The sequence below is a fragment of the Thermosporothrix sp. COM3 genome (assembly GCF_059696735.1).
In genome coordinates this window covers 1,180,543-1,198,065 of the sequence record NZ_AP019376.1, presented here as the reverse complement: position 1 = coordinate 1,198,065, position 17,523 = coordinate 1,180,543, and the positions used below count along the sequence as shown (strand labels likewise).

Annotated in this window: 18 protein-coding genes; 7 read left to right on the top strand and 11 right to left on the bottom strand. The window is 55.7% G+C overall.

Features of this window, described 5'->3' with window-relative positions; translation table 11 throughout:
• Window positions 1-2: 2 nt before the first annotated feature.
• From KTH_RS05180 to KTH_RS05170, 3 genes are all read right to left on the bottom strand, one after another.
• Window positions 3-1,379, bottom strand: coding sequence for a lanthionine synthetase C family protein (locus KTH_RS05180; RefSeq protein WP_497616887.1), 1,377 nt, complete (start codon window positions 1,377-1,379; stop codon window positions 3-5).
• Between the two features lie 241 nt (window positions 1,380-1,620).
• Window positions 1,621-1,890 (bottom strand): Uma2 family endonuclease, encoded by a 270-nt coding sequence (locus KTH_RS05175; protein ID WP_111323456.1) that lies wholly within the window; start codon window positions 1,888-1,890, stop codon window positions 1,621-1,623.
• On the bottom strand, window positions 1,794-2,132 hold the full coding sequence (locus KTH_RS05170; protein WP_137686000.1) for a PDDEXK family nuclease: 339 nt from the start codon (window positions 2,130-2,132) through the stop codon (window positions 1,794-1,796). Before KTH_RS05170 ends, KTH_RS05175 begins: the two co-directional genes overlap by 97 nt.
• 295 nt (window positions 2,133-2,427) lie before the next feature.
• Here KTH_RS05170 and KTH_RS05165 point away from each other — a divergent pair, with 295 nt between their 5' ends.
• Window positions 2,428-2,595: a hypothetical protein gene (locus tag KTH_RS05165; protein ID WP_170142646.1), complete on the top strand. Its 168-nt coding sequence runs from the start codon at window positions 2,428-2,430 to the stop codon at window positions 2,593-2,595.
• Window positions 2,596-2,630: 35 nt separating this feature from the next.
• Window positions 2,631-2,804 (top strand): FDLD family class I lanthipeptide, encoded by a 174-nt coding sequence (locus tag KTH_RS05160; RefSeq protein ID WP_170142645.1) that lies wholly within the window; start codon window positions 2,631-2,633, stop codon window positions 2,802-2,804.
• A gap of 546 nt (window positions 2,805-3,350) precedes the next feature.
• Here KTH_RS05160 and KTH_RS05155 read toward each other — a convergent pair.
• A complete protein-coding gene (locus tag KTH_RS05155) occupies window positions 3,351-4,091 on the bottom strand; it encodes a hypothetical protein (protein WP_137686001.1) in 741 nt (246 codons plus the stop codon).
• Here KTH_RS05155 and KTH_RS05150 point away from each other — a divergent pair.
• Entirely contained in the window at window positions 4,071-4,364 is a 294-nt protein-coding gene (locus KTH_RS05150) for a hypothetical protein (protein ID WP_137686002.1), read from the top strand. The genes KTH_RS05155 and KTH_RS05150 overlap by 21 nt on opposite strands.
• On the opposite strand, the gene KTH_RS05145 is transcribed toward KTH_RS05150, so the two are convergent.
• Entirely contained in the window at window positions 4,330-4,554 is a 225-nt protein-coding gene (locus KTH_RS05145) for a hypothetical protein (RefSeq protein WP_211326183.1), read from the bottom strand. The genes KTH_RS05150 and KTH_RS05145 overlap by 35 nt on opposite strands.
• Window positions 4,555-4,666: 112 nt before the next feature.
• On the opposite strand from KTH_RS05145, the gene KTH_RS05140 reads away from it, so the two are divergent.
• Window positions 4,667-6,259: an alpha-amylase family glycosyl hydrolase gene (locus KTH_RS05140; RefSeq protein ID WP_497616882.1), complete on the top strand. Its 1,593-nt coding sequence runs from the start codon at window positions 4,667-4,669 to the stop codon at window positions 6,257-6,259.
• A gap of 102 nt (window positions 6,260-6,361) precedes the next feature.
• Window positions 6,362-7,189, top strand: coding sequence for a GNAT family N-acetyltransferase (locus KTH_RS05135; RefSeq protein WP_497616879.1), 828 nt, complete (start codon window positions 6,362-6,364; stop codon window positions 7,187-7,189).
• On the opposite strand, the gene KTH_RS05130 is transcribed toward KTH_RS05135, so the two are convergent.
• The 4 genes from KTH_RS05130 to KTH_RS05115 form a co-directional block, all read right to left on the bottom strand.
• On the bottom strand, window positions 7,125-7,616 hold the full coding sequence (locus tag KTH_RS05130) for a nitroreductase family deazaflavin-dependent oxidoreductase (protein ID WP_170142644.1): 492 nt from the start codon (window positions 7,614-7,616) through the stop codon (window positions 7,125-7,127). The two genes, KTH_RS05135 and KTH_RS05130, sit on opposite strands and share 65 nt — an antisense overlap.
• A 158-nt stretch (window positions 7,617-7,774) precedes the next feature.
• Window positions 7,775-9,529: a peptide ABC transporter substrate-binding protein gene (locus tag KTH_RS05125; protein WP_111323451.1), complete on the bottom strand. Its 1,755-nt coding sequence runs from the start codon at window positions 9,527-9,529 to the stop codon at window positions 7,775-7,777.
• A 296-nt stretch (window positions 9,530-9,825) separates the two neighbouring features.
• A complete protein-coding gene (locus KTH_RS05120; protein WP_111323450.1) occupies window positions 9,826-10,518 on the bottom strand; it encodes a basic secretory protein-like protein in 693 nt (230 codons plus the stop codon).
• 448 nt (window positions 10,519-10,966) lie between these two features.
• Window positions 10,967-12,058: a glycoside hydrolase family 172 protein gene (locus KTH_RS05115; RefSeq protein WP_111323446.1), complete on the bottom strand. Its 1,092-nt coding sequence runs from the start codon at window positions 12,056-12,058 to the stop codon at window positions 10,967-10,969.
• Between the two features lie 311 nt (window positions 12,059-12,369).
• Here KTH_RS05115 and KTH_RS05110 point away from each other — a divergent pair, with 311 nt between their 5' ends.
• Both KTH_RS05110 and KTH_RS05105 read left to right on the top strand, forming a co-directional pair.
• The gene (locus KTH_RS05110; RefSeq protein ID WP_111323444.1) at window positions 12,370-13,368 is read left to right on the top strand and encodes a CapA family protein; all 999 of its coding nucleotides are present in this window, start codon (window positions 12,370-12,372) and stop codon (window positions 13,366-13,368) included.
• A 26-nt stretch (window positions 13,369-13,394) separates the two neighbouring features.
• Window positions 13,395-13,862: an SET domain-containing protein gene (locus KTH_RS05105; RefSeq protein ID WP_111323442.1), complete on the top strand. Its 468-nt coding sequence runs from the start codon at window positions 13,395-13,397 to the stop codon at window positions 13,860-13,862.
• A gap of 8 nt (window positions 13,863-13,870) precedes the next feature.
• Here the strand turns inward: KTH_RS05105 and KTH_RS05100 are convergent, their stop codons facing one another.
• Complete coding sequence (locus KTH_RS05100) at window positions 13,871-17,071, bottom strand: type 2 lanthipeptide synthetase LanM family protein (protein ID WP_497616869.1); 3,201 nt, start codon at window positions 17,069-17,071, stop codon at window positions 13,871-13,873.
• A 132-nt stretch (window positions 17,072-17,203) separates the two neighbouring features.
• Window positions 17,204-17,374 carry a hypothetical protein gene (locus tag KTH_RS05095; RefSeq protein ID WP_497616867.1) on the bottom strand — a complete coding sequence of 57 codons (171 nt, stop codon included), beginning with the start codon at window positions 17,372-17,374 and terminating at the stop codon, window positions 17,204-17,206.
• Window positions 17,375-17,523: the final 149 nt, after the last annotated feature.

Sequence of the window (17,523 nt, the reverse complement as noted above, 5' to 3'; positions counted from 1 at the left end):
TCTCAGGAAATAAGCAAAATGCGATCCCAGGTCGGGGGAATCTCGGTTGCAGCCGCCAGCAGAGCCATCGCCACGCCCGGAGCGCCTTCCAGCCATGAAGGCTGATCGACCGCGACACCCGGCCTCTCCACATCGCGAAAGCCGAGGGGGAAATCCGGATTGAAGGTGTCAAGAATCTGCCGTACAAGCGCCGGGATCTGCTCGCGAACAAGGATGCTCTCGCTCTCATGGGCAAAGCGCAGGCAGATCTGAAGCAGCCCGGCAACGCCATGACAGAGCGTCGGAGAGAGAAGCATGCGCTGCTCAGGAGGACGCTGCATCACGGCCTCGATTCCCATGATTGCCAGCCGCTGGATTGCCCTTTCTTCCAGGACATGCCCGGCAAGCCAGAGGCTTCGAGCCACTCCCGGAGCGCCATAACACCAGCCAGCCCGAGCCACCGGCAAGTGCGCCCAGGCTCCGTGAGGTGTCGCCACCTCGATAGGTACCACCGCGGGCCAGTTCACCCCCCACTCATCGTCCAGGCGATGCACGGCCAGCCAGTCGGCGGCGCTAGCGATGGCATCATAGATCCGGGGATAGCGATAACCAGCCAGGTAGGCCAGCGACAGGGCAGCAAGCGGCCCGGGAAGTCCGTGTGCCAGCCCACAATTGAAATAGCCTTGCGGATGCTGCGCGCGCAAGCTCGGCGAGATGATCGCCTCAGGCTTGATACACCAGCGCTCCTCTCCATATCTCTGGTGCGGCTCCAACAGCCAGATCAGGTAGTCAATCAGGCGCGCGATCATCTGTTGTGTCAGTTCGTCGGCGGGCGGGCCCATAACCAGACAGACCAGCACACCCGATGCACCGGAAATGACATCATAATCATATTCAGCGACACGCTCCAGCCCATACCTCCAGTACCTTTGCTGCTCTATCTGTTCAAAGAGCGCCTTGCGCAAGCCTGCCAGCGTCTTCTGATAGCGCTTGCCCCCATTACTGAGCAGGTTCAGGGTAATCAGCAGAGAGGTAGTCCCCGCGAAAAGGCCCGGAGACTGGATCGGCTGCTCACGGGTACTCATTGCGGCATGGTGAAGCAGGCGCTGGACATACTGCTCATGTTCAGGGGAGTGATGAGCCAGAAAGCCGTGCAGCAGCGCAACCCCACACACGCCCGACGACAGCGCAGACGGCAGCCAGGGAGCGGGTTCACTCATCTGCTTGCTTGCCTGTGCGGCCTGTTGCTGAATAACCTCCGGGTCGACCATGCGCAGCGCAACATATCGAGCAGCTTCCAGTGCCCGCTGACGAAGCGGCTCCTCAAGCAAGGGCTGCCAGACACGCTGCTGTATGGTTGTGGGAGACGTATAGGTCAAGGTGGATTCTGCTGATGACATAAGCTGCATCCTGTTCCAGAGAAGGGCTGAGGATAGGGTAGCACAAACACTCAGCCATACAATAACAAAACGCGACCGCTCATAGCGCATCCGGCGCGGGCTCAGGCACCTCCCGACGAGAAGGTCACATATTCATAGATTGCATCCGGCGCAAACGTCCCCTTCACACAGGCACAGATTACCGCATCTTCACCTGTACAACGCCGATAACTCCACATCTCGCCCCGACGCCGAAATCTCTCTACTTACGCGTTCTGTCGCACTTAACAATAGATACACTTCGATGGAAGGGCACGCCCGACTTCTTGCCGCGATCATAGGCCTCTGTGCTCGGTGAAAGCACCTCAATCACCAGACGAGGAGCCTGAATTGTGTCTTCCTGCTCTTGCCAGTCCCTTTCCGCACAACTCACCGTCACATCGGGATACACATACCGGGACGCAGCCAGTTGCACCCGCACATCTGAGGTATAGAACCGACAGGGGCTCCCTTGTAGATGCGTATCCAGCAATTTCGTAAAATTGAGGCAATACGAGCATGGGCAATAGTCCCGCCCGTCAGCGCGTACACCCGACCGTCCAGATACTCATAGCGCACGCCCTCACTAGCTCGATCAAGCCGCAAATAGTCGGCGACGCTCATCGATGTTTCTCCCCGGGTTCCCATCATCCGCGCTCCCTCCCTTGCCTCTTCTGCACCTCTCTCGCCACTCGCATTCAGTACCAGCATACCCGAAGCAAGCAGAAAAAACAAGTGGCACCTGGCTCTTCTGCTTCATTGACAAGCCGCATCACCGGCGCATTTCGGCAGCACCGTGCTATTGTCTCCTGTTTCGCTTGCATGGAAGCATTCATTATGCAAAACAGAATGGCACCTATATAGCGCCAGCCAGCTTTATTTCTACAAAATAAGGTTCAGCTTACACAAGCGCTTTACTCCTGTATCTCTCTAATTTCAATCCAGATATGTTTGAGTCTGGAAAAAATCATAAAAACAGTGTATACTTACTTAAAATGAATATTCTCTTAAAGGAGAGGGGAGAAACGCTATGGAACAAGCCCTGATCGAACTGACACAGGAAGCTGCCTTCGAGGACGAATTCGAGCTCGATATTCGGGTCAGCGCCCCGGCCAGCGATGCGCAACCAACCGCACTGGCAACGTTTAACTCCTGCAATCCCGGTTGCGAAACGCTCTACCACTGCCCGCAACACTAACGAGCGATGTCTTTTACAAGGAAAGGAGAAACGCTATGGAACAAGCCCTGATCGAACTGGAACATGACACTCCTGTTGAAGATGACTTTGAGCTCGATATTCGGGTCAGCGCTCCATCCAGCGACATACAGCCGGTCGCGCTGGCAACGGCGAACACCTGCTATAAGAGTTGTGGAACAACCTGCCTCAGTGTAAACGAGGAAGGGTAAAGGACGCACGCCCGGATTCCAGACTTCCCTATCTTCTCCTCAGACAGAAAAAAGCAGGCTGCGTGGTCTCATGACTGCGCAACCTGTTCTCCATTCTACCGTCTCTTCCCCTTTCGTGTGTGCTCCTTGCAGGCTGCAATCCAGAGGAACCCATACCTATAAAGGGGTACACATATAAGTATTTTCTCCTATATTCCATTCCGCATGGAATAGTTCTCCTGGTAATTTGCAATTATGCTTGATACAATACAAGCGTCAATGGAATCGTCGCTATGCACCATCGAACGCGCTGTCACTCGGGCGAACGAGAGCGAAACGCTCCTGAGGGATCGCTGTATCACTTTCTACACGACCTGACGACAGCTCGCCTGTTCAGATGCATCGCGCATACTATCACCAACGCAAAGGAGTCAACCTACGACAAACTGACCGGACGAACAGCACAGACGAACAGCATAAAAGTACGTACCTCCTATTCAGCAGGAACGTACAACCCGAACCGCCAACTTCAACGGAAGGATCCCAATGATTGCGCGGTTGGATCGCTCACGAGGAGCATCCGCACACTGGTTCGTACAGGCCGTTGTCGGCCTCTGTCTGCTGCTCACCGCCACGGGGATCGGTGTCTTTCTCATTCCCCTTCTGAAAGGGGTGGGAGCCAACGGAGACAAAACGAGCTTCGGAGCATTCGTCCAGGGATACTTCTTCCTGGCTCCGCCGCTCATCGAGGCCTCGGGCGTGCTCTTCAACGGCTGGCTGTCGTTCACGCGACGGGAGAACCGTTCCCCGCTGCACGACGTCAAGTGGGGATGGGGGCTGCTGACCGCCCTGGGCATCGGATCGCTCAGCCCGGTCGTCAGCAACTTCATCGGCATCAAGAGCGGAGAGTGGTACGGGGGCTTCTTCGCAGCCTCGGCCCCCGCGATCCTGGTCATCAGCAACGGGGTGCAGTCGCTGAGCAAATGGGCATTCCGTCCGCTGCTGATCGTCGCACAGAACATACAGGTGTGGCGGGACTACCTCACAGCGTTTCGCTCGCTGTGGCGCAAAGAGCGGTGGCGACTTCGGGGGATGCACCCCGTCGTCGGGCTGCTCCTGCTCGTGGGGCTGCTGCCCGGCCTGACCGGTCTGCTGCTTTTCTTCCTGCCGCTTCTGTTCGGCGTGGGGGCGCAAGACAGGCCGACAGGTCTCGCAGCCGTCGTGCTGTACGGGGGATCGCTTCTCCCGTCTCTGCTCAGCTGCGGACGGACCCTCACAGACGGCTGGATGGACTTCATCAGCGTCCACAGGTACCCGCCGTCTCGCAGGGAACACCGTTGGGCTCGCAGGATCCTGGCAACGATCGGGATCACGCTCCTGGGGAGCTTCTGTAGCTACAACGGAGCGATGGTCTACGCGCTGTGGTATCGGCATCACTACGACGCCTCCACCACGGCCACGCTGAACGCCAGCATCGCGGTGCAGACGATCATTTCGCTGATCTTCATGGTCATCCAGAAAATGATCTCTCTGCGCAAATCGCCGGTCAAGCCCGATTCGGGAGACTCATCGAAGGGGTGAGGAAAAACAGCACTCGCACCTGAGCCTGAACGCTCGCATATCGCCGCTGCTCGCCTGATACAGCCGCAGAACAGTGGCGATATCGATCGCTGTTCTCGCTCAGCAAGGCAGGGAAGGGAGTCACATCGGCTCCCTTCTCTGTTTGCTTCTTCGCGCCCCCCGCTCCTGTAGAAGCGCTTCCCTCTCGCATTGAAGCGGAGACACACAGTATTGCTGCAATCTCGTTGCTTTTTTCCATTGCAGTGGTTATAGTATAAGAATATATCAATGCGATAGCAAGACAGAAAGGAAGCCCGTAACGAATGTCACAGTCCTGGTGGCAAACAAGCGTGATCTATCAGATCTACCCGCGCAGCTTCGCCGATGGCAACGGGGACGGCGTGGGGGATCTTCCCGGCATTACACAAAAACTGGATTATCTCCGCTGGCTCGGTGTTGACGCTATCTGGCTCTCACCAATGTACCCATCCCCTATGGCTGATTTTGGCTACGACATCAGCAATTATACGGATGTTCACCCGCTCTTTGGCACTCTGGCAGATATGGATACGCTGATTGAGCAGGCACACAAGCGAAACCTCAAGGTCCTGCTGGATTTCGTGCCAAACCACACCTCCGACGAACACCCCTGGTTTCAGGAATCGCGCTCCAGCCGCGACAACCCAAAACGCGACTGGTATATCTGGCGTGATCCCGCTCCTGATGGCGGTCCACCCAACAACTGGACCAGTCACTTTGGCGGCTCGGCCTGGCAGTTCGACGAACAGACCGGGCAATACTATCTGCACCTGTTCGATGTCAAGCAGCCGGACCTGAACTGGCGCAATCCAGCGGTACAGGAAGCAATGTATGATGTATTGCGCTTTTGGCTCAAACGCGGCATTGACGGCTTCCGCGTGGACGTGCTCTGGCTGCTGCTCAAAGATGAACAGTTCCGCGACAATCCTGTCAACCCCGACTGGAAGCCAGGCGATCCCTCCTTTACTCGCCTGATTCCTCGTTACACCGAAGATCAGCCGGGCATTCACGCGCTGGTGCAGAAGATGCGTTCCGTGCTGGACGAGTTCGGGGATCGGGTGATGATCGGCGAAATCTACCTGCCCGTGCCGCGCCTGATGTCCTATTATGGCGAGCAGCTAGACGAAGCACATCTTCCCTTCAACTTCCAGCTTGTCACGCTCCCCACCTGGGAAGCAAGCATTATTCGCAAGACCATCGATGACTACGAAGCTGCTCTACCAGCGGGCGCATGGCCAAACTGGGTGCTCGGTAACCACGATAAACCACGCATCGCGGCCCGGGTAGGACGCGAGCAGGCACGCATCGCTCAGATGTTGCTCCTGACCCTGCGCGGCACACCAACCTGCTACTACGGTGACGAGCTCGGCATGCAGCATGTTCCCATTCCGCCGGAGCTGATGCATGACCCACAGGGCAAGGAAAACCCGCTCTACAGCCGCGATCCTGAGCGCACCCCGATGCAATGGGATGCCAGCTATGCAGCAGGTTTCTGCCCCGAAGGCGTCATGCCCTGGCTGCCCGTATCCAGCGATGCCGACACCTGTAATGTGGCAGTCGAACAGAAAGATCCGCACTCCATGCTCACACTTGTGAAGCGGCTGCTCGAAGTGCGGCGCTCGTCAGAGGCGCTCCGTATCGGCACGCAGCAAACGATCGATCAGGAGAACGCGTCTTGCATCGTCTACCTGCGCCAGTATGGCGCGCAAACCTGCTTGATTGCGCTCAACTTCTCGAATGAAGAGCAGCTCGTCACGCTTCCCGGGCAGCAGCAGGGCGTCATTCGCCTCTCGACGCACCTGGATCGGGAAGGAGACATCTCGCTCACCGAGATTCACTTACGCCCGAATGAAGGTGTCCTTATCGAAATGAAGTAGAACCTTTGCTTCCTCTGTACGCATTTTTACCCGGTGCAGGGGAAGCATTGGAACCACAGGCATACAATACAAGAGAGAGACAGCCAGCTACCGGAGGGAGCTATGCAGAACGCACTTGTGCACGCGATCGAGGCCAACCTGCTAGACGCATACGAACGACTGGGACGCGCTTTAGAGGCCGATTTTCATCGGGACGCGCGCTATACCGCCTTCTTTTCAGCAAGCAAGCTGGCGCTCTGTAATGGCGTCTCTCGCTTCCACTGCGCACCCGAAGAGGCCGACACTATTCTAGCAATAATCGAGCGCGAGGCCCGTGCCCGTCAGGCTGCCGTTACCTGCCTGGTCGGTCCCACCACGCGCCCCAACGATCTGGAACAGCGCCTGACTCAGCGTGGCTGGTCGCTTGATGAAGAGGTACCCGGCATGGCAATCGACCTGGCCCGATGGCGCGCGCCCGCCTCCACCGTGAGCGTGCGCGAGGTGACAGAAAACAGCATGCTCGCTTCCTGGCTCTCTGTGCTCTGCACCGGTTTTGGCTTCCCCGAAGCACTGCAACAGGTCTTCAATGGGCTCTACAGGCGGTACGGTTTCTCTCCTGATCGTTCGCTCCGTTTCTTCCTCGGGTTCAAAAACAACGAGCCAGTCGCCACCGCCCTGCTGGTCGAAGGCGGCGGAACGGTCGGGCTCTATGGAATCGCCACGGTTCCGCATGCCAGGCGGCTCGGCATCGGGACAGCGATCACAATAGCAGCCATGCAGGAAGCGCGTCAGGCCGGGCACCGCTATGCCACGCTTCAGGCCACACCGATGGGGTTTCCGCTCTATCGTCGCCTGGGTTGGCACACCTGTACCCACTTCAAAACCTTCATTTATCGTCCTGCCTCGACAGATACGCGGGCCAGAAACGCACGCCCCGAAACAAACGAGTAACCTGCGCTTCGGCATCAGGAGCGGTAAAATCGATACCCAGAACCGCCCCGAGCGCCTTTGCCTCGCGGGGTCGGCGCCGCAGCACCTCGCGCACAACGGCGTACGTCTCTTCAGGAGACAACAGTTCCTGAGCAGGCCTATAGGAGATCCGCCCGATCGTAACCCATAACGCGGGCTCGCGCTGAATATTGCGATACCAGTCGGTCCGTCCCTGCCAGCCCGAGACCACCACCACCTCATGCGTCCGGCGGTCGTATCGCAGCACTTCCAGCACCGTCTGGCGGATTCGACCACTCTTCCGCCCTCGATGAGTTATCTGCACAAAGAGCTTCCCGAGCAGCCACCCAAGCCCTACCCGATACAATAACAGCGGAAGCTTTGCCAGAAGCCGCGTCAGCCCTCGAGGCCGCTGTTTAGCCAGCGTCATGCCCTTGACTCCTTTCTTCTCCATGTCCTCTTTTTAATAACTGACCGGTCAGTCATTATCATAGACGAAAAAGGCAGCTCCTGTCAAACAGGGCCCGGGGAAACAAAAAAGGGAGAACAGACTATTCCATTCTCCCTCGGGACGCTTCCAGAGAGGCGTTAGCGGTATTTCTCGGTACGAGCACAGGGTGTCTCATTCGAGATGTAGACATGCGCCCAGTCGTTTGGTGGCACAATTCCCTGTGCATTATCGGTCAGGCCCACCACGCACGGCTTGCGCACCGTGTAGCCGAGCTTCTGATAAATGGGGATCAGTGCTACATCATTGATAAGCTGCTGCTCTGCCTGATTGTAGAGCTTCATACGCTCATCGGTATTCATCGTCTCGTCTGCTTTCTTGATGAGCGCCTGAATATCCTGTTGCTGCTTCAGCGTATCAGAATTGTTATGTGCGAAATTGGTGCTGTTTCCGCCATCGGGATCATCAAGGAAGAGGTCGAGCCAGTCCTGCGGATCGGGATAGTCGGCGGCCCACCCGGTTGACCAGAGCATCGGGCCTTTCGCATTGTTTTTCCCGGTCTTCACATAGGAATTGCGCTGGTTAAAGTCCATATCATTAATAGTGACCTCGATTCCGAGCGCACTTTTCCACATAGATTGCACGACTTCCAGTTCATTTTTCACGTCGATTGACCCATTCGTCGCGACCGTGAAGGTGATCTTCGGCAGAGAATCGCGGGTCAGATGGAGCTCCTTCAGCCCCTCCTCAAAGAGCTGTTTCGCCTTCTGCGGATTCCCCTTCACGCTCTTCTCACCATCTGGAGCAGTGATATTCTCGTTATACCCCGGCTGCCCCTTCGGCACAAAGTTGTTCGTCCCCTTGACGCGGTCATGATAGACATTGTGCGCGATCTTCTCCTTATCGATTGCCAGTGCAAACGCCTGTCGAACTTTGAGGTTATTGAAGGGAACAGTCAGGTAGTTCATCACATAGTAGAAGGTGTTCAACTGCAACACGCTCTTGAGCTGATTTTTCGGCAACTGGCGCGCCTGCTCCATATTGGCCGTCTGAACAGGAGCCTCATGCACCTGGCCGGTCTCATACGACTTGTAGACGGTCTTCGTGTCGCGATAGAAGGGCATGACCACCTTCTTGATTTGCGGCTTGTCACCATAGTAGTTCGGGTTGGGGACAAACACAATCTCATTGCCGGGCTGATATTTCTGCACAATGAAGGGACCGGCGCCCACCGCCTCGGTCATATGGTCGGTCCACTTGTCAATACCGTACTTCTGCACCAGCTTCTCATTGACAACCCACGAGCAGGGATAGGTCAGCGCTTGCAGGAAATAGGGTGCTTTGACACTTGTCACGATTTTCACGGTTTGAGGATCAGGAGCGAAAAGACTATGATTAATCAGGCTTTTCAGGCTTCCATCAATCCGCTTCTCGGAGTCTTTAATCTTTCCCAGATAGAACGCAGCTCCGGCATTCTTCAGAGCAGGATCAAACGCTCTATCAATACTGTAGACAACGTCCTTCGAGGTGAGCGGCGAGCCATCGCTGAACTTCGTGTCCGGCTTCAGCGTGAAAGTCCAGGTCAGGCCGTCCTCCGACTGCTGCCAGTCCTTCGCAAGCTGCGGATAGACCTCAAGGTTATTGTTGAGTTGAACCAGGCCTGTGTACACCATATTGACGGCTTTCGAAGAAGGTGTATCGCCAACGCGCGCGGGATCAAACGTGGCAATATTGGAAACACCGGTGATCGGGGTCACAAATATCTGCTGATCGTCCGGTGCTTTGCCCGTATTATTGCCCGTCTGGTTCGTGCTCCCGCCGCAAGCCACGACCAGGAGTGAGAGGAACAGAAGCGCAAGCACGGGCAGGCGCCTCTTTTGAGCCAGATGTGACATATGCGTCCTCCTTGACTGCCACAGCGGACAGTCACTTCAACTACCATGCCAGAAAAATAAAAGAATGCGTTGCAGCTATAAACGAGAGTAAAATGGCTTTTCTCGTCAATGCTATTTGCAGTATGACTATACCTCCATCTCCCTCTATTTCCCTGCACTCAAGCAATACCTGAAAGGGAGAAAACGGTATTCCTTGAATCGGATATATCAAGAATCGCTGCCGTTCCCGATACCCGGGAGCGACAGCGATCAAGTAGCACAGGGGCTTGATTCCAGTGGTATCTTTACCAGGTCGGTTAGATCTCGGGATGCTGTACGTAGTAGGACCACCAGTAATCAAGCGTTTGACCGGTCCAGGTCACAAAATCATCATCGCTATAGGTTCCTGCATGCAACACCCGATTTGCATCATCCACAATGGTCGAGCGCACATGCTTCTCCATCCAGAGCAGGAAGCGGGCCGTGATGCCGTAGCCCTGCTTGTAAGACTGCTCGGGCGTCACCGTAGCTGGCAGGGACCAGGGATCGTCTTTCGGGCCATAGACAGAGCGCACATAGTCAGCAATACCTTCGGTCAGCCAGACGACATATTCCGGGTACGCCTGAACAGTGTGCATAAACTCATGGGTGTAAACGCCTGCCAGGTCGTTATGACTGTGCATGTAGCTTGAGCTGATCGTTGTTACCGCGCCATCAGTTGAGGCCACGCCATCCACATACTTGATCTGAAGCGTCACCGTACGCGGCGCGTCGGGGTTGAACCGCTTGACCAGCTTCGGGTAGACCTCTTCAAACTGCTCCCGAAACATGGATTCTGTATATGCCAGCGAGGGGTCATCAGTCGTAAAGTTCATCTGAAATTTTGGCTTTGCCGCGGCTGCTTGTGCGGTCGGCGCTCCAATACCAACCGTCAGAGACAGGCAAAGCAAGAGGAAAGCAGCAAAGAGCACGCCGCGCCGCGCACGACCAGGGCGAGCAATAGTCATCATCGAAAAAGCCTCCTTGCTTGAAGCGAGAGCGCCCTGTCACAGAGGTGATCGGGCTTCTCATCGTTTCTCGATAACTACAACACAACAAGAATGCAGCTTGCGCATCACAGAGGGAACCGGACCTTCCCACCAGAACACCCGAGATGATCATCTCTCCTCATACCGACAACAGGAGGGGCATGCGAAAAGATCTGGATGTTTGTGCCAGACAAGCATTTTTCCTCTATAAACTGAGGATACATTACTATGATTCCAAAAGCAATAGTTTAGAGATGGTTTTCCAGACCTTCATCTATAGCTGTCGTGATCTCGCATACATTGTCGCATTTTTAGAGAACAGGAAATCAGGAACGTATTCAACACCATTACAGAAAAGGACCGTAACTCTCCCTCATGAGGAGAACCGTGGCGACAGGAATAGAGAGATCCAGCCGCCACAGAAGCGCCTTTAGATCACTTCCAGCACATCGAGTTCAGGGAAAGCAGGGAAGGGAGCATGTGGCTCGTTCTGATACCAGAAGGCAGTAGAAGCGATATCATCCTGCAAAGGCAGATAACGGCCCTCGCTTCGCCACCCGAGCGCCTGAATGGTCACTCGAAGATCCTCAGCGAAGCGGATCGGATCCATGATATGCCAGCGATACAGGCCGAAGCGCTGCTGACTGCGATAGAGCCCATCGGGACGAATCACTTGCGGCAGGCCCAGGAACGGCGTGGAATAGCTGCCATACTCACCCTGGGGGTGCTCAAAATTCCAGGCCCCGCCAAAATAATCCTCGGTCCCCGTGCTACAAATCGTCGGATAGTCTTTGTCGCCATCGAGATAGAACTTGATTTCACCCTCGCCCCACCAGCCGCACGAGTTGGACTGCCAGGCCAGATACGTGCCGACATAGTGCCCCATGCCGCGCACACCATCGAGCAGCGTGTGAACCTCCTTGTAGGGGAGCGGGTTGCTACGCCGCCATTGCGCGTGAAAATAGGCCAGATCATCCGGCACCTCGGTCAGTGTGTACGTGATCTGATAGTACAGAATCGCGGCCTGCTCGCCTGTTTGTTCCAGCGTCAGACGGGCCCGCTGCCGAAAGGGCATCTCCCAATAGGAGTTCATGCCACCAGCCGGGTTCACCGCGATAGGAAGCGAGCTGACATTACAGCGCTCGCACCAACCATTCGCGAAAAAGTCACCAAGCGGGCACTCGATAGACGGGCTCTCCTCGTCATCCCAGTAGGCACGCAGGATCAGCGAGCGCCAATGCTGTGGATGCGTCGTCAGCCAGATGTGCTGAATAGCGCCACTGTCCTGAATATCCGCGAGCGTTACCACCGTATGCGGCGCAATCTCGATCGAAGGGGAAACCTTCCAGCCAGGCCCGAGATCGCGTGCAGCGCGGGCTCCCGTTCCTTCTGTCGCCATCGCGGCCTTGCCCTTTTCGCCAGTACGGTTCTCGGGACTGATCGAGCGGGTTCGCGCCGACGACAGCCGCGACAAGGTGCCCAGACCCATGCCCAGGCCAGTAAAACTGGAATGAGGTTGCATAGCTTCTTCTCTTCCTCTCTCCTATTGTACCTATCAGCAAAGCAGAAGCGCGTGCTTCATCGCTTCCACCAACCAGCATGAATAGTGTCTCTCCCATTACATATATCACATTTCGCTCGGTTTCTATAATAGAAATAAATACAGAAATGCTTCTCTCTTCACAGGTGCATTCCATTCTCAGAAAAAGCGAGACCAGAAAGCAAGGTGACACCATAGTGCATCCCGAATGCGTGTTTAGCGTAGCGAAAGCATTTTTCGATCGCTCTTCTACTGCATAAGAAGTACATGGAGAGAGAGGAGCATGAGCTGCAATGCAACAGGAGTCATTTCAGCTACTTTTTGTCGGTGACGTTATGCTCGGGCGCCTGGTAAACGATATGCTCCGCGCACACCCCCCAGAATATCCGTGGGGTGACACGCTGCCGCTGTTCCACGCCGCTGATGTCCGCCTCTGCAACCTCGAATGTGCGCTCACCTCGCATGAGACGCCGTGGAACGAGACACCCAAAGTATTTCACTTCCGCTCTGATCCCCGAAACGTACGCGTCCTGCGGGCAGCCGGGATCAATGCCGTTTCCCTCGCCAATAACCACAGCCTGGATTTCACCGTTGAGGGCCTCTATGACACGCTGAGGCTCCTGCGTGAAGCCGGTATTTATGCGGCCGGAGCCGGATATGACACTCAGGATGCGGCGGCCCCGGTCAGGTGGCAGGCCGGCTCTACCACCATTGGCTTGCTTGCCTGCACAGATAATGAACCCGCCTGGGCCGCTACCTCGACCAGAGCAGGCACCTGTTACGTTCCCATTGATAGCGACTCAGAGCAGGCGCAGCGGCTTCTCCAGAGCATTGAGCGCGTCAAGCCCACTGTTGATGTGCTGATCATCTCGCTGCATTGGGGTCCAAACTGGGGCTACGAGCCGCCTGAAACGCATCCGCCCTTCGCACATGCCCTGATTGATGCGGGCGCTGATATCATTTTCGGTCATTCCGGGCATGTCGTTCGCGGTATCGAGATCTATCGGCAGAAACCTATACTCTACTGTACCGGTGACTTTATCGATGATTACGCGATAGATCCGGTAGAGCGAAACGACTATAGTGGGATTTTTGTTGTCTCACTCGAACAGAAGGTCATCCGCCAGGTTGCTTTCTATCCTACCGTAATTGAAGATTTTCGTGCACTGCGAGCACAAGGAGCTGAGCGCACCTGTATTGCACAGAATATGCAACGGCTCTGCACCCTGCTTCACACGGATACCCATTGGAACGAGCAAGCAGGAAGGGTTGAAATTCGCATCCCAGAATAGTACAAAAAGAGGGGGGATTACGTCGTATGCTTCTGGTAGAAACACGTTTACAAATCAGTCCCGTGCATGGTCTTGGGCTCTTCGCTGCACAATTCCTCTACAGGGATAGCCTGATCTGGCGCTTTCAGCAGGGCTTCGATCTCGCTCTGACGCTGGAAGAGATCGCCTCGCTCTCGGAAGAAGCACAGCGTCAGCTTTTCCACTATAGCTATTTTGAACCAAATCGCGACGTTTTCATTCTTTGTAGCGATGACGCTCGCTTTATGAATCACGCCGACACCCCAAATTGTCTCGACTATATCTCAAGTGATGGACAGCTTGCGATGAAGGCTCTACGCGATATTCGCCCTGGCGAAGAATTGACCTGTGACTACCGCATCTTCGGTGAAGATCTCGACTTTCAGGCGCAACCCGGAAGCTGGATCGAAGGACTCTACGCCATGCGCCAGGCCGCGCTGAAAGCCTCTTTGTTGGATGAACAGCATCTGAAATGACACCTCACTCACAGTGAGCGCGACGGCGGTTCAAGCGTCAGCACCGAGGGAACCGCCTCCGGATACACCAACCTGAGCAGTTCATAGCCCATACCCGCAAGGCCGGTCATAAGGCCAACCGTCTCGATGCCACGCGGCGCCCCCGAAATGAAGCCGAACTGCTCAATACTGCGCAGTATACTGGTTTGGGCAAACTGGTTTGCCTTGTAACATTTCTCCTCTCCGAGTCGCTTTGAGGCGAACAGCAGCGTCTCCATATTGCCAAGCGCCCCATGACAGAGCGAGTGATTGAAGTGAAAGCCCATCGCCAGCGTCGTCTGTACAGCCGTTTCAATCTCAGCTCGCACCTGCGCATCATCCAGCACAGGAAGCGCCGCCAGACGGGCAAGGCCAATACCCGCCGCCCCATGACACCAGGCAACCATAGTGGGTGGGATCCCATCATCATCCCGCATCCCGGGCGGGATCTCACGTAAATCACGCCAGTTCCCCAGTTCAGGTAGAAACAGGCTTCGCTCATAGGCCAGCGCCTCTTGAACAGCGGAGAAAAAGCGCGGATCATAGTTTTGTTCAACTAGTTTGAGCAAACTATAGACAATGCCCGCATTCCCATGTGAGAACCCGGTCAGTGGCGGCTCCTCAGGTCTCAGGCTCCACCCGATCCCCCGCGCTTGAGGACGGGCCAGAGCAAGCAGACGCTCGCCACAACGTCGCGCTGTCTGCACTGCGAAAGGTGACGGATGAACTGCATCCAGAGCCAGGAGCGCCAGAATAGCGCCTGCAAGCCCGCTGATAACGTCATACTGGTGCTCGTTCTCGACCTGGCTGGCAATCAGCGTGACCAGTTCGTCTGCTTCTTCAAAGAAGGCCGGGTCATCCCAGAGAACACCCAGATGGGTAAAGAGGTAGAGTGGCCCACCAAGCCCCGTAAACGCTCCGATGCCCGCTCCCGCTGGAAAGCGCCGCGCCTGAGCAAGCAAGGCTCGCAGCGTCTTCACCGTCGCCCGAGCCAGGTTGGTTGCTTCGGTCTGCCCGGTCAACGCCCCCTGATAGGCCAGAAACAGCGCTATCCCGCTCAGGCCATCATACAGATCGATATCTGCCGGGGCCAGCTCCCAGACTTCTTCCTGCTGTAAGCTGATGCTCAACCAGCTCGCCATTGTATCCTGCGAAAATGCCAGCTCGGCCAAACGCCCGGTCAGCGCACTGGCAGCCTCACCACACCGCCGCTGCGGGTCAGGTAGAGGAGCAAGCGGCTGAGGGAAAAGCTGCTCTCTATCCGGCTCATGACCGAGCAGCGTCGTCGCCAGCGCCGCCCGAATAGTCCAGAGATGCCGGGCCAGCTCTTGCTCGTTCAGGTGTAAAATGCGATCTCGGGCCGCGTCCAGCGCCGAACCGCCAAAGAAGTCAGGAATGGTTGCAACATCGTCTGCTTGCAAGGCGCGCCCATCAACTGCCGTGCTGAATATAGGGATATCGCCACGCAACACACTTGCATACTCGATCGGCACGATATCACGCAACGCCGGAGCGTACTCCACTTCTACCCATAGTTGAGCAAGAAAGCGCTCACGATCCAATGCGTCCCGCAACAGATCCGGGTGAAAGCTCTCATCACGCAGCTTGCCATAGGTGCTCGTATCACGCAACAGCGCCCGCACTCGATCATGAGCGAAACGTAGCAATTGCTCTTGCAGCATTTCTTCACGATGGTTCATCAGGAATCGATACATCCGCGCAAAGCCACGTGTCAACGGCTCAACATAGTCCAGCACATCGACCGGCTGTCCATCCAGCAGCGAAGGGCGATTCTTGCTCACCTCAACCTCGATATAGGTTCGCTTCAAGTGCATCTGATCGGTTCCCGGCGCCTCCCAGGTCGCTACCGGTTGTGGAGTCTTCTGCCCCTTCTGTCCGCCAAGCCCGCTGATATCCAGACCTATCGAATGCTCATTCGCACCGATACGATGCGGAAGCAGTCCAACATGCAGAATCGAGAGATCGGGGAAAAGCGGCTCATCCTCCGCCGTCTCTTCCTGCAACCGGGGATAAAGCAGCGCTTCCAGATCAACGGGCACAGGATGTTCTCCCGCGGCAATAGTATTCTCAGAATGCAAATCGGTCGCACCCAGCACGGTGAGCAGTGCCAGATAGCTCCCCTGACGCTCATAGAAGCGGTTCAACTCATCTGCGGAGGCACAGGGAGCGGTTTCAACGTACTCAATCCAGCCATAGTCTCCACGATCAAGCACCTGCAACGTGCGCAACGGTAAGGTCGCGCCCCGCTCGTTGAGCCAGCTCACCAGCTCTTGAAAATGCTGATCGATCGCCATCGAACGCGGCTTGTAGACAAGCTGAAAGCCAGTGTCAAACAGGAGGATAACGACACTTCTGCCGTGGTGATGCACGTCACCAGCCAGCGCGTGCAGCTCCACAAGCCGACCAGTCGCATGAAAGCGTTCTCGAAGCACCTGAATGTCCGCTGCAAAGCGCGTGAACAACTCAACAGCCACTGTCACCCATTGCTGCACCTTAAGCACAAGCTGTCGAGCAAGTACCGGATACTCGGCCAACAGCGCTGTTGAGCGCTCCTTCTGGCTGATCTGCCGGATAAAGTCGTGAAAGCGCTCCTCAGGCGTCTCGCCTCGCAACTCGCCCTGTAAGCGCATCACGTTCATCTCCAGCACATATACTCTTTCAACCTGCAAAAGGAGTTCATCGGCCAGGGAGGCAAAGAGGGAGAAAATACACAAATCCTGAATACAGTCATGTGCGCTCAGTCTACCCTGCAATGCAGTCTCCAGCTCGCGCGTTGCCCGAACAAGTAGCGGCTCGATTCCCTTCAAAAAGATCGCGGGGGGGAACAAAGCAAGAAGCTGTTCCAGATAGAGTGAAGGCCCTTCCTCAGCCTCAAACGCCTCCCTCAGATAGCGCAGCCATTCGGGTTGCTCTGCATATCGAGCCTGAAGCGCCTCCACAGGCTCGCTTAACAGGTGAGCAAGCATTGCTTCAGTAAGCTGATGCTGCTCTAACCAGTTCCGATAACAGACGTCGCGCCTGAGCGGGGTTCCACTTCTCCACTCCCGAAGCAACTGTCCAGCCTCAACTTGCGGAAAAGAAGTGAACTCAGAATCGAATCGCTCGTGAGGCAGTAAGGCGCGATACCAGACCGGCTGTTCCCAGATCGAGCGCGGTACCGTGTGCAGCATGTGAGTTATCCTCCTGAGTATGACATCAGCATACGAATAAATAGGTAGGTAGTATCTATGAGGAGCAGGGAAGAGTGGAGGATCCAGACGATCCCCCCACCCTCCTGGAGGACTAAAAGTCAAAGCTGCGCATTAATGGCCCTTCTTCTTATGCCTGGGGGGCTTCTTGTGCTTCGGCTTCACCTCTTCACTTCCACCTGAAATGACGAGCAACTCTTCATCTGAAAGCTCGACAATCTTTTTCTCTTCCAATGAGTCGCTCTGCCTCTTCTCTTTCCAGTGGCTCATTACATCTGATTTCATCTTCTCTTCCTTTCTCAGCTCTATTCGGCTGAAACACTCTTCCTCATACCTCTCATGCGATCGAATCGCGATAGACGGTCCGATTAGAGCCTGCGACCAATGCAGGCGAAATGAAAGCGTATGAAGAACGACAACAAAAACACGCTTCG